This is a genomic window from Wolbachia endosymbiont of Drosophila aff. chauvacae BK-2020, from assembly GCF_032848195.1.
Taxonomy (GTDB): Bacteria; Pseudomonadota; Alphaproteobacteria; order Rickettsiales; family Anaplasmataceae; genus Wolbachia; species Wolbachia pipientis.
In genome coordinates, this window is sequence record NZ_CP136586.1 from 461964 (window position 1) to 475121 (window position 13158).

General features: G+C 35.4%; 12 protein-coding genes, 1 tRNA gene and 1 pseudogene. 8 read left to right on the top strand and 6 right to left on the bottom strand.

What is annotated here, in order from left to right:
• The first annotated feature begins 104 nt into the window (after positions 1-104).
• The 5 genes and pseudogenes from R0F62_RS02390 (at position 105) to R0F62_RS02425 (ending at position 6698) form a co-directional block, all read left to right on the top strand.
• Entirely contained in the window at positions 105-749 is a 645-nt protein-coding gene (locus tag R0F62_RS02390) for an alpha/beta hydrolase (RefSeq protein WP_316660070.1), read from the top strand.
• Between the two features lie 5 nt (positions 750-754).
• Positions 755-1561 (top strand): SDR family oxidoreductase, encoded by an 807-nt coding sequence (locus tag R0F62_RS02395; protein ID WP_274979249.1) that lies wholly within the window; start codon positions 755-757, stop codon positions 1559-1561.
• A 232-nt stretch (positions 1562-1793) separates the two neighbouring features.
• Positions 1794-2880, top strand: a pseudogene (locus tag R0F62_RS06745) (IS3 family transposase).
• Positions 2881-3051: 171 nt separating this feature from the next.
• A complete protein-coding gene (gene polA / locus R0F62_RS02420; protein WP_274979127.1) occupies positions 3052-5628 on the top strand; it encodes a DNA polymerase I in 2577 nt (858 codons plus the stop codon).
• A 50-nt stretch (positions 5629-5678) separates the two neighbouring features.
• Positions 5679-6698, top strand: a complete 1020-nt coding sequence (locus R0F62_RS02425) for a hypothetical protein (RefSeq protein WP_274979126.1) — start codon at positions 5679-5681, stop codon at positions 6696-6698.
• Between the two features lie 26 nt (positions 6699-6724).
• Here R0F62_RS02425 and R0F62_RS02430 read toward each other — a convergent pair whose 3' ends face one another.
• The 4 genes from R0F62_RS02430 to R0F62_RS02445 form a co-directional block, all read right to left on the bottom strand.
• Entirely contained in the window at positions 6725-7504 is a 780-nt protein-coding gene (locus R0F62_RS02430) for an exodeoxyribonuclease III (protein WP_010962977.1), read from the bottom strand.
• Positions 7504-8211, bottom strand: coding sequence for a uroporphyrinogen-III synthase (locus R0F62_RS02435; protein ID WP_010962976.1), 708 nt, complete (start codon positions 8209-8211; stop codon positions 7504-7506). The genes R0F62_RS02430 and R0F62_RS02435 overlap by 1 nt, the downstream gene beginning before the upstream one ends.
• 253 nt (positions 8212-8464) lie before the next feature.
• Entirely contained in the window at positions 8465-8962 is a 498-nt protein-coding gene (locus R0F62_RS02440) for a hypothetical protein (protein ID WP_010962975.1), read from the bottom strand.
• 70 nt (positions 8963-9032) lie between these two features.
• Positions 9033-9117 (bottom strand) — tRNA-Leu (locus R0F62_RS02445).
• A gap of 62 nt (positions 9118-9179) precedes the next feature.
• Between R0F62_RS02445 and tldD the strand changes: the two genes are divergently transcribed.
• The 3 genes from tldD to R0F62_RS02460 all read left to right on the top strand — a co-directional run bounded on the left by tldD (position 9180) and on the right by R0F62_RS02460 (position 12132).
• Positions 9180-10598, top strand: a complete 1419-nt coding sequence (gene tldD / locus R0F62_RS02450; protein WP_010962974.1) for a metalloprotease TldD — start codon at positions 9180-9182, stop codon at positions 10596-10598.
• Positions 10599-10653: 55 nt separating this feature from the next.
• Positions 10654-10794 (top strand): hypothetical protein, encoded by a 141-nt coding sequence (locus tag R0F62_RS02455; RefSeq protein WP_153296798.1) that lies wholly within the window; start codon positions 10654-10656, stop codon positions 10792-10794.
• A gap of 90 nt (positions 10795-10884) precedes the next feature.
• The gene (locus tag R0F62_RS02460; RefSeq protein ID WP_010081919.1) at positions 10885-12132 is read left to right on the top strand and encodes an IscS subfamily cysteine desulfurase; all 1248 of its coding nucleotides are present in this window, start codon (positions 10885-10887) and stop codon (positions 12130-12132) included.
• 34 nt (positions 12133-12166) lie between these two features.
• Here the strand turns inward: R0F62_RS02460 and R0F62_RS02465 are convergent, their stop codons facing one another.
• Both R0F62_RS02465 and R0F62_RS02470 read right to left on the bottom strand, forming a co-directional pair.
• On the bottom strand, positions 12167-12967 hold the full coding sequence (locus R0F62_RS02465) for an Rpn family recombination-promoting nuclease/putative transposase (protein WP_317051404.1): 801 nt from the start codon (positions 12965-12967) through the stop codon (positions 12167-12169).
• Positions 12964-13149 carry a hypothetical protein gene (locus R0F62_RS02470; RefSeq protein WP_084741732.1) on the bottom strand — a complete coding sequence of 62 codons (186 nt, stop codon included), beginning with the start codon at positions 13147-13149 and terminating at the stop codon, positions 12964-12966. The genes R0F62_RS02465 and R0F62_RS02470 overlap by 4 nt, the downstream gene beginning before the upstream one ends.
• Positions 13150-13158: the final 9 nt, after the last annotated feature.

The window sequence follows — 13158 nt, forward strand, 5'->3', positions numbered from 1 at the left end:
AACCTAAGTCACTTTATCTGTAGTATCGGGAACGTAATTGCACATTGGTTTTACAAATTTGAAAATTAGTGTTAAATAAAAATATAAACGCAAAAGGAAAAGAAATGATTGAACTTAAAGGCCCAGAAATTTGTGCAGGCGGAAATAAGAAAAATTTGATTATTTTTTTACATGGTTGGGGCTCAAGTGGCGATAATTTCATTCACCTTGCTAAAGTTATGAGCAAGTTTTTACTGGGTTCATATTTTACAGTACCCAATGCTCCGTTTGAAAGAGAAATAGGTGATGGTTATCAGTGGTTCAGCTTGGAAGATCGTAGTGAGGAAGCGCTATATAATGGAGTAAAAAATGCTACATCAATTGTAAATCATTTCATTGATACAAAATTAAAGGAGCTTAATTTAAAAGATACGCAACTTTCTTTAGTTGGATTTTCTCAAGGAGCAATGCTTGCAATACATACAGCTCTCACCCGCTCTCAATCCTGTGCATCAGTTGTTGCATACTCTGGTAAGTTTCTTTCACCTTCAAAAACTGCACCAGAGGTCAAATCAAAACCTAACATATGTGTTATCCATGGTGATGCTGACGACGTGGTACCTTTTTCGTCCCTCGACTTAGCGGTTAAAGCTCTGAAAGAAAATGGAGTAAATGTTGAAGGACACCCAATTCATGCATTAGGGCATATTATTAATGAAGAGGGAATAAAATTAGGAGTAGAATTTATCAAGAAGAATTTTAAAAATTAATTTTCATGCACTTGTTTTGCTTTGGTTATGGATATGTAGCTAAATTTTTATCGAAAAAATTACTGAACTTAGGTTGGAAAGTCAGTGGCACATCAAGAAGTAAAAATATACAAGATGTAATCCTCTTTAATTATGAGAAAGTTAGTCAAGATCTGCTTAAAAGCGCAACGCACGTTTTAATTTCTATTCCTCCAGATGGCGATGATGTTGTGGAGAGATACGGTGATTGCCTGCAAAATGTAAAATGGTTCGGTTATTTGTCTGCAACTAGCGTCTATGGTGATCACTCTGGTAATTGGGTGAATGAGGAATCTGAAACAAAACCTATAGAAATCAGAGGAGAAAAGCGCCTTAGATCTGAAAAGAGGTGGCTGAATAGCAGATTGCCTGTACATATTTTTCGTTTAGCTGGAATATACGGTCCTGGTAGGAACGTGTTAATTGACTTGCAGCTTTGCAAAGCAAGGAATGTGAAAAAAGAAGGGCATTTTTTTTCTCGTATTCACGTTGAAGATATATCAAATATTTTATTTTCTTCCATGCAAAACATAAAACCTGGTGAAATATACAATTGTGCAGACGATTTACCCACTACACAATCTGAAGTGGTAATATATGCGACCAAACTTCTCAATGTTAGCCCTCCAGAACCAATTGAGTTACCAGATTATGCACAGAGTTTTTATTTAGGATCAAAGAGAGTAAGTAATGTTAAAATTAAAAAAGATCTTAATGTCTCTCTAATTTATCCTAACTACAAGGTGGGATTAGAGAGTTTGCACGTAAACAAAACTGAAATCACATCAGAATGATAGATAGGCTTATTGTCACTGCCATTAAGTTAAGGAAAGAATGGTTAAAAACTGAACTAAAAAGTCAGAAATAATTAAGGATTTATGACAAATGCTGAAACAGAATAGAGTAAACTTTAAAGCAGATAAACTCTGAAGTGTAAATTACTTAAGAAATAGTGACCTTACCCAGAAAAAGTGGAGAGAAAGAAAAGAGTTTTTTTGGGTAAAATAAAATTTTGGAGGATTAGAAATGGTAAGAGAATATACAGCAGAATTCAAATTGGAAGCTGTTAAACTGGCAAATGAACAAAGAAAGGCAGGTCAAACAATTACAAAAACAGCAAAGGATTTAGGAATAAAGGGTGGTTTATTAGGAAAATGGATAAAGAAACACAACGAAAAAAAGTCGGCAGCAGATGCATTTCCAGGTAGAGGTAACATGGCTCCTTACGACAAAGAGAGGTTTGATTTACAAAGCAAGAGTAACAAGGGAAAGAGACATTTAAAAAAAAGCCCTGGCCAGTCAAAAAGAGTAAAATATTTTTTTATATAGTAACTGCTATAAAGTACAGGAATTATGTAGGATTTTCTGCTAGTGGCTACTATAAGTGGACCACAAGAAAAATAAGCAGTAGAGAATCAGCAAATAAAGAGCTACTCGCAGCTATTCAAAAAATATATCAAGTTTCTAAATGTAGATATGGAGCTCCTAAAATTCATGCTGAATTGAAGGCTTTGGGTAAAAGTTGCAATTTGAAAACGGTGCAAAGTATTATGCAGAAAAATGACATCAGGGCTATACTGAGAAGAAAGTTTAAAATTAAAAAACAACAAACAGATAATAGAGCTGTAGCTCCCAATATACTAGATCAAAACTTTATTGTTGATCAACCAAATAAAGTATGGGATTACTTACATCAAAACCAAGGAGGGATGGCTATATTTGGCAGCAATAATTCTCACGTATGGTAGTTAATGAGTAGTGCAATAAATAAACAATTGGTTATGAACTCTTTATTAATGGCCATTAATAGGCGTAAACCTGTTAAAAATCTACTGCTGCACAGTGACCAAGGTTCACAATATACTGCGCAAGGGTATCAATATCTCTTAGCTGTAAAGAATATAGATGAGTAATAAAGGCTGTTGTTACGACAATTCTGTTGCAGAAAGCTTCTTTAGCTCATTGAAAAGAGAAATACTTATTGATACTTCACAACACTCTGCTCAACAAACTAGAACTGCAATATTTGAATACATAGAAATTTTTTATAACAAACAACGTCACTATTAACTATTGCATTCCAGAACAATTTGATGCATCATTCTTTTTGTAAAAAACATTCCAAACTTTCTCTCCACTTTTTCTGGGTAAGGTCATATGTGTACATCCCCATCATGAATGCTATTTTCGGTAAAATCTCTTACAACGCTCAAAAGCAGAAAAACAAAAACTTGATTTTCTCAGCTAAATAGTGGACCATCAAAAGCACGCATAAATATCTACAATGAAAGAAAAAACTTTCACAATCATCGATGGCTATGGTTTTCTTTTCAGAGCTTACTATGTACTACCTCACTTAATTACCACAACAGGAATGCCAATAGGTGGTGTATATGGCTTTCTGAATATGGTTCTTAAGTACATTGCCCATTCGGACTACTTAACTATAGCACTTGATGCAGGGAAAAAGAATTTTAGGCACAATTTATATCCTGAGTACAAAGCGAACAGAGTAACGCCTCCTGAGGATCTAACTCCACAGTTCACCATACTGAGGGAAGCGGTAGAAGCTTTTAACCTCAGCTATGAAGAGATTGAAGGTTATGAAGCAGATGATATAATTGCAACACTAGCTGCAAAATACGCCAACCACCAAGACTTTAAAGTGGTAGTCGTTTCATCAGATAAAGATTTATTTCAACTCTTGAACCACAATATTTTAATATTCGACCCCATTAAAAATATATATATAGATGAAAAACAAGTAATAGAAAAATTTGGCGTAAACTCACACAAGCTTCTTGATTTATTTTCTCTAACTGGTGATGCATCTGACAACATTCCAGGCGTTCCGGGAATAGGTCCGAAGACTGCAGCTAAATTACTAGATGAATTTGATTCATTGAATAATATTATAGAGAACATTGATAACATCGAGCAAACGAGGATTCGTAATATTCTTGCTGAACATAAGGAAAAAGCGCTAATTTCAAGAGAACTTTTATCACTATGCGAAAAAGTAGACCTTCAACATGATATTGCAAAATGTGAAGTTCGCCCTCCAAATATGGAAAAACTATTATCCTTTTTAAAGAAGTATGAATTCAATTCCTTGATAGGGAAAGTGGAAAAGCTTTTTTCCTATAGTGGGTCTAGCACAGAAGAAAAAATAGAGTATAGTAGTGAAGAGTTAGAGAAATTTTTAGAGCATTGTAGATATGAAGGCAAAATTGCAATTCATTACCACCTTGAAAACAATGTATTAAGTCTATCTTATAGCGAAAGTAATATTTTTTATATAGAGCAAGACAGCATACAAGATGCACTCATTATAATTAACTTAACTTTGCTCTCAAATGGAGTGCTTAAAATAATACATAACATTAAAGAGATCAGGAAAATCTTCCCTGCAATAGAGAAGATGTTAGATTCAGTTGATGATTTGATGATAATGTCATATAGCTTGGATACAGGAAAGCATGATCACAGTATTCCAAACATAGTTGCGCATAATTTGAGTGAAAATGCAGAAATTTTCTCGGCAAAAACTTTAATAGCAATTCATGAAAAGCTAAAGCAAAGGTTATTTCAGGAAAAATTGCTCACAATTTACGAGCGCTTCGATAAGCCACTTATGAAAGTAATATTTGATATGGAGAAAAATGGGATATTACTGAACATACAAAAATTACAGGAGCTGTCCGATAAATTTCAGCAGGTAATTGCTGTGCTTGAAGATGAGATATATAATTTGGCAGGAGAAAGATTTAATATTGCTTCGCCAAAACAATTAAGTGATGTTTTATTCAACAAAATGGGGCTTAATAAAAAGAAAAAGTCAAAAAAATCTGGATCGTATAGCACCAATTATGAAGTTCTAGAGGCACTCGAAGAAGAAGGGGTAGAAATCGCAAGTAAAATCTTAAATTGGCGACATTTAAGTAAATTAAAAGGCACCTACACTGATGCATTAATAAAGCAAGTTGATCCACTTGATGGTAGAATACACACAAGCTTTTCAACGACTGCAACTGCAACTGGAAGGCTGAGCTCCAGCAATCCTAATTTACAGAATATTCCTATCAGAAGCGAAGAGGGAAATCTTATCAGACAAGCATTTATTGCGCCAAAAGGGCATAAGATAATTTCTGCTGACTATTCGCAAATAGAATTAAGACTCCTGGCACACGTTGCAAACGTTGCAGCATTTAAAGAAGCTTTTGCAAACGGACAAGATATTCATGAGATCACCACAAGGCAAGTTTTTGGAGTGCAAGAAATAGATGAGCAATTAAGACGCAAAGCAAAATCCATCAATTTTGGAATTATATATGGCATTAGCCCATTTGGTCTTGCAAAGCGGCTTGGAATTACCATTGCGGAAGCTGCTGAATACATTAATTACTATTTTTCCTGTTACCCAGAAATAAAGGCCTATATGGAAAAAGCAGTGTCTATCGCAAGATTGCATGGTTATGTAGAAACTTTGTTTGGCAGGAGATGCTTTGTAAGAGACATAAACAATACAATTCCTTATATAAGACAATTTGCAGAAAGGGCAGCAATAAACGCACCACTGCAAGGAACCGCTGCTGATATAATAAAACGTGCGACAATTCAGCTTTTTGACCAATTGAAAGTAGGTAAAATAATCCTCCAGGTTCACGATGAACTACTGGTTGAAGTAGAAGACGAAAAGGTGCAAGAAACAGCAAAACTTATAAAAGATATAATGGAAAATGCAATAGAAATTTCTATACCACTTGAAGTAGAAATAAAAATTGGCGACAACTGGGGTCTAAATTCCCTTAATTATGACTTAAACATCGTGAATTCTAGGAGTATAGATTATTTGAATTAATATGAAAAATATGCTACAATTGAAGTATAGTAAATGTGAGTAACTCAGTTATGACAAAAATATTAACTCCACAAACAAAGAATTTGGAACCTTCAAATCAGGTAACTAACAAAGATGAGAAAATTTTTGAAAAAGAGGAACATCAGGTAATCTATGATTACTTTGTAAAAGTATTAGAAGGTAAAGCCGAATTAAAGGAGAACAAAGAAATAACTGATTATTTTATATCAGCTTATAAGGACATACTACTTAATAATGTCAATCCAAAAGATATAAAACCACTCAGTGAAGAGAATTTTTCTCAGTTTTTACTTTCTATGTTTAAAGAAATTAGAGAGCAAGGCTTAGCTAGAGAAGAGAAATTAAATAATGATAAAATACAACAAATAATAACCAAGTGTGTAGCTGATATACGTGGTACAGAAGCTAAAGATTCATCCATAAAGTTTGTATTGGAAATGCTGCTGCTGCTAATTGGAGGGATCAAAATAGACCCGAAAAATATTTCTGGCTCCTTTATGGATGGGATGAAAGAAAAAATACCATTCTTAGGTAAAGACAAGAAAGAAGAGGATGAACCACCACTCAGTGATGAAGAGATGGTAACAACGTTCTTAAGCAAGATCTTTTTTCCTGTCCTTCTTTCCACTATTCCAATGTTAATTTTTGGTCCTACTACACTCGGAGTAGTTCTTACTGCTATCGGCACAATATTTGCCATAAAAGGAGGAGTGGAGGTTCTTTTTTCAAATAACAAAAAAGGTACTTTGTATGACCCTAGCTCACAAGATAAAGATGATACAGAAAAGAGAGCAAAACTGAATGGAAAAATTCTCGAGGGCATTGATGATATTTTAAAAACCCCAGTTACAGAAGTTGAGAAAGGCACCTCTGTTTCTGAACAAAATTCCCAAGGAAAAGAAAAGAGTGAACAACAGCCTGTTCCTGAGCAAATTTCCCAGGTGGGAAACGAAAAAAGTGAGCAGCACGATCAATCTTGGACAGGAAAGGAAAACAAACGAAGGGAAAAACCACAGAGCAGCAAAGGTAAGACTACTCAGGTTTGCTAAAAGTGAATTGTGTAAGAGATCTGCTATTATTCTATAGCACATACAACAGGAGTATGGTCAGACGGATTTTCTAGCTTACGCAATCTATCATCTATGTAGCATGTTTCCAATTTATCTACAGCTTGTGGTGATAACAGCATATAATCTATTCGCATTCCTTGATTATTTCTGAGTGAATTGCCTTGATAATGCCACCAAGTGAATTGTTGCAAATTTGGGTGAGATATTCTAAACGCATCTTTAAACCCAAGATTCAAGATCGCTCTTAACTTCTCACGTTCTCTTATATGAAAGCACACTTGGCCATTCAATAAGTTTGAATCAAAAACATCAATTTCATCCGGTGCAATATTATAATCGCCAGCTATAATAGTTAACTCTTCATTCTTCAACAAAGTGCTCATCCTTTCATATAGGTTATCAAAAAACTTGAGTTTATATTCAAATGCGTGAGAGTCCGGGCTTTGACCGTTTGGCACGTATACACTTCCTACCCTTATCTTACTATTGGTATACTTTATCACGCACTCTATATAACGTGCTTCTTGATGACTTTCCACAATGTCAATTTTAAACTTCTCCAGTATCGGATATTTAGATAAAACACAAACGCCATTTCTTGCAACTTGTCCATAGATAGCATATTCATATCCTAACTTTTCTATCTCCGCATAAGGAAATTGCTCTTCCGTACATTTTATCTCTTGCAGCAAAACTATATCTATCTGACTATCAACTATAAAACTACAAAGTTGGTTAACTCTTTTACGTATGGAGTTTACATTCCAAGTTGCAATCTTTAGCATCAGCAATCCTTATTAATTATATCAATTAAACTCTCCCCAGTAGGCAACCTCGATGTTATAATTTTTTTCCACTTGATTAACTTTAAACTATCAGCAATGTTTTTACTCATGGTATATGCAACTGTATTATTCATCACATGAGATAGCCCACTTTTTAGAACTAATGAACAAAATACCCTTGCTGTCTGTGAGGAAAAAAAAGCAACACTACCAATTTTACCATCCAACAGTAAATTTTTACACCTATTAGTTAGACTCCTTTTAATGATTGTTTTATAGAGTACAACTTCTCTTACGTTAAAATCTTCTTCAGATAATCTCTTTTTTAGGTCACATGATACTTCTTGTCCTCTTATATATAAGAACTTTATTGCACTTGAATAGTGAGCTTTTATGAATGATATCAGACCATCAACGTTGCTGTCTGCTGAGATTATATCAGAAAATCCCAAATTTTTTGCAGCCTGCATGGTTGAATTACCAACTGTAATAATCGGAAAGTCATCCACTTTGCATATTTGACTAAAAGCCTTTACACTGTTTTTACTTGTGGATATTACAACGTCAAATTCGTGTGCAGATATATCAGGATTTAAGTACTTTATTGTGAATACTGGTTCTATATAAACTTTGTATCCATACTTTCTCAATATATTTCTTGTATTGAACGAATCCAATAAAGGCCTCGTTAATAAAATAGACTTCATTCTGATTTATTTCACTACTAGTAAAATAGTACCCTTTATACACAAATTACTGAATAAAAACTTTTATTTTGATAGCTTGAGCAATTATTCAAGTAATTTATGTGGAAGTAGGAGTACTAAGCGCTCCTACCCCAATAAGCCCACAATTTCTGCTTACACTTTTTTGACGCTAATTACATCGAACTCTTTTGAATGGCTTCCTTCAGTGGAATTATATAGCTAATATTCCTGTATAAGTTAAATAAGTTAATACTTAAGCTTGTACTCTTGCAGTATTTGAAGAGAGATTCTCAAGGACGTTTTTTGTCTGTGGTTCACTAATCATAGTTTGAACGATATTAGCTGCCATAATAACACAGCCTAGAATAAAAAAAGGCGTAGAAACAAAATAAATAACAGAAGACTCAAAAAGCGACATAGATGCAATACCTCCTATTAGAAATGAAGCACTGGATGCTATATCAAGATAGATCTTTGTTAACTTTTTTTGTCCTGGAGTGTTTTTTATGCCAGATTTCTTATTAAGATTCTGTTGTCGGGAATGATCATTTAGTGACCATATATTTAAAGCAAACGAAAGTGCACTGAATATAGTGCCGGCAATACTAAAATACAGACTTAAGACAGGAATATTCAAGACCAATGCCGCTATGTATCCAATGAAAGAGATAGTAGATAGTGTAGTAACTAAGCGTTTCGAGTAAGTTCGTACCTTCTTTCTGTAGGCTAACTTATCTTTTTCGCCATACATAGCATAAATATTACCTAATATGTTATATTATAACATTAATTAATTCAATAAGCAATATGGAAGCTAAGAGTGCCCGAGAGAAGACTTGAACTTCCACAACTTAAAAAGTTACTAGCACCTGAAGCTAGCGCGTCTACCAATTCCGCCACCCGGGCTTTTTATAGTTTACTATGTTAAAGTTAAATAGTATACTTAAACAATTTTTAGTTCAAAGGTAATGCCAAACCTAGATCAAATATTTTTTGCTCAAAACAATGTTAATATTAATAACGTATATAAAATAGTCAATAACGCTTTGAGCAATAGCGATGGTGGTGAGCTGTTTCTAGAATTTTGCCAGTCGGAGTCCCTGGTTTTTGAGGATAACATATTAAAACACATGGACTTGAATACTAGAAGGGGATTTGGTTTAAGGTCTTTTTGTGAAGATAGTACATCTTTCGTTTGTTCTTCTGAGATCAGCGAAAAAGAAATTAGTAATGCTGCTTCTATGGTAAAAAGCTCAGTGTCTTTAAACAAGACAAATTCAATAAATTTAAACGAAGAGACAAAAAGCCTATATTCGAGGATTAACCCTATAAATGAAATGGATCTGAATTCAAAGATTAAGCTACTCAATGAGGTTAATGAGTATGTAAGGTCCAAAAATAACTGCGTGAAGCAAGTAAAAATAACTCTAAGTGGAGAATGGCAAGTTGTACAAATAATAAAGGGTGATCACAGATTAAGCGATATCAGGCCTCTGGTACGTTTTAATGTGCTAGTCATTGTAGAAAAAGATGGCCGTACCGAAAGAGGTTCTGCAGGGCATGGTGGAAGGGACTCTTATAGTAAGTTTATTTCTGAGAAAAAGTGGAAAGAAGTTGCAAACCAAGCGTTAGAACAAGCACTGGTAAATCTTGAAGCAATTCCAACTCCAGCCGGAGAAATGACAGTCGTTTTAGGTCCAGGCTGGCCAGGAATATTGTTACACGAAGCCGTGGGTCATGGACTTGAGGGCGACTTCAATCGCAAAAAAGTTTCAGCATTTTCAAATTCTGTGGGTAAACAAGTAGCAGCTAGTGACATCACAGTAGTTGATGACGGAACTCTGCCCAATTTGCGCGGCTCTATCAGCGTAGACGATGAAGGCACTCCACCCAGTTATAATATATTGATAGAGGATGGGATCCTAAAAGGATACATGCAGGATCATATGAACGCTAAACTCATGGGTGTAAGCCCAACTGGTAATGGTAGAAGAGAAAGTTATAAAGAAGTTATTATGCCGCGCATGACAAACACCTATATGTTGCCCGGAAAGTATACACCGAAGGAAATAATATCTAGCGTAAAGAAAGGTCTATATGCAGTAAATTTCGGTGGTGGGCAGGTTGATATAACGTCAGGAAAATTTGTTTTTTCATCTTCGGAAGCTTACCTAATAGAAAATGGCAAAATTACACAGCCAGTAAAAGGAGCAACACTAATTGGTGACGGTCCAACAGTGTTGAAAAAAGTATCTATGGTTGGTAATGACTTAAAGTTAGATCCTGGTGTTGGCACATGCTCGAAAGATGGACAAAATGTGCCCGTTGGAGTTGGTCAGCCGACACTCAAAGTCGACGCAATAACTGTTGGTGGAACTGAGATATAGATAAGGGCTAAAACGGATTCCAGCGCACGGCGCACAGCTGTACAAACATTATGATTTGGAAGCAATTGCCACCAATAGGGTGTCATCCCAGTGTCTGGGCACTGCCTTTGTGTTTGAGGCAAAACTGGCTATAACATTTAACACACTGCTTTCGCAAATAAATGTTCGTACAGTTATGTGTCAGCTACTTGGATGACACTTTTGTACTTGATGCAAGATTATATCTTGAAAAAATTAAGTTTTAATGCTATAAAATAATTGTAAATTTTGTCTCCGTGGTAGCTTTATGAATGTTGAAAGTAAAAAAATACACGATGCTAAAATAAAATTACCAATATTTCTTGATTATCAATCTACTACTAAAGTAGATCCCCGTGTTTTAGAGGTGATGATACCTTACTTTGGTGAGTTCAGCAATGCACACTCTCGCAGCCATTCATTTGGTTGGACTGCTGAAGAAGCAGTGGAAAAAGCAAGGAAACACATCGCTGATCTGGTGAACGCAGATAGCAAAGAAATTATCTTTACCTCAGGTGCAACTGAGTCAAATAATACGGCAATCAAGGGCGTTGCTCACTTTTATAAAAATAAAGGAAATCATATAATCACTGTCTGCACGGAGCATAAGTGTGTTCTGGATTCTTGTCGGCATCTGGAAAATGAAGGCTTTAAAGTTACATATTTGCCTGTTAAGCAAAACGGAATTATAGATTTATCAAAGCTTGAGGAAGCAATTACTGATAAAACAATTTTGATTTCAGTAATGATGGTAAATAATGAAATCGGAGTAATTCAGCCTGTAAAGGAGATTGGTAAAATATGCAGAAAGCATAATATATTTTTCCATACAGATGCAGCTCAAAGCTTTGGAAAAGTTCCAATTGATGTTAATGAGATGTGCATTGATCTTATGAGTCTCTCTAGCCACAAAATTTATGGACCTATGGGAATAGGCGCATTATATGTACGTAGAAAGAATCCTCGTGTTAGGCTGATACCACTAATTAGTGGTGGTGGACAGGAAAGAGGCATGCGTTCTGGAACAGTTCCAACACCTCTTGCAGTTGGTTTTGGTGAAGCGGCACGTATTGCTAGAGAAGAAATGAAAAAAGAAACAACTAGAGTGGAAGAATTAAGGGATATTTTGTATAACAAGATAAAAGAAGCGTTTCCTGATATCGTTTTAAATGGTGATTATGAAAATAGAATTCCTGGCAACCTAAACTTGAGCTTTCCCTATGTTGAGGGTGAGTCTCTCATCATGGCAATCAAGGATTTAGCAGTAAGTTCTGGTTCTGCGTGCACGTCTGCGTCTCTTGAGCCTTCCTATGTAGTACGGTCGCTAAATAATGGCCATGACCTTGAGCATTCATCAATTAGATTTGGCCTAGGCCGATTTACAACTAGAGAAGAAGTTTTGTATGCAGCAGATCTTGTTGCTAAAAATGTTGGCCGACTGAGAGAAATGAGCCCACTTTGGGAGATGGTACAAGAAGGAGTAGATTTGAACACCGTGAAATGGGACTCTCATTAAATGTATCCGTTCCAACTGCAAATGCACTTTGAAATTACTCTGTACCGTTCACACTTAATTCTTCAATCTCACTAATAGAAAGGCCAGTAAATTTGACAATAGTGTTGACATCAACATTGTTAGCCAGCATTGCTTTTGCGACTTCGATTTTTCCTTCAATTTTCCCTTCCTCTTTACCGATTTTGATGCCTCTTTCTTCGCCAATTTGGATGCCTTTTTCAGTAGCAAGGTCAAGTCTGTATTCAAGAATGGCTTCTTCTTTGAGTAGATCCATTATCCTTTCTTCATAGGCTACTAAATCTTTTTCGTTCCAACGAAACTTGTCTAATTCATCATATGCTAGCTTTATTATTGGCGCTTTTTCTGCTATCTCTTTTAAGTCCTCTTCTGTTGTTTCTTCTGCGTATTTAAAAAAGAAACACCACCTTTCTACTATACCTTCTAACTGCTCTACTTTATTTTTTGCGAATTTAGGCAACTCAATAAAGACAAACTGAAAATCTTTTAAGTAATGGCCGTTAGTTTTTATATCACGTATATTGTGAGTAGAAATATAATCAACTTCTTCAGGAAGTAAGTTACAATTTGATATAGCAATAAAGAAGACTTTCTTTAAATCAATGTAGTTGCCAGATTTATCTAATTGTCTTGAGTAGGCTTTAGCGGCATATAATTGAGCGCGTTTTTCGAAGCCCTTGTCTCTAGCGAGCTGGTTAGGTAAGGAAGTAGTATTGCTACTACTCCCTCCCTTAGAAACGCAGCATGCAGGTTTCCCCACACTACGCTTGAGCCCCTTATCTAAGTCCTTCTTTTCTCGAACCGGCTTGTCCTTCATGATTCCTCAGAAAACATCATTCTTAATGGTGACACCAACAGTAGAGAACCTTCTCTTGAGAAAGAGCTTGCTAACATTTTTGTTTGTTTCACTCTTTCATCAAAATACTTTTTCCATTTTAAGTCAAGTGGATTTGCATCCGCCCTGATTTTAACATGTCGTCTGATAGGTATATCAATCAACCTAAGCAG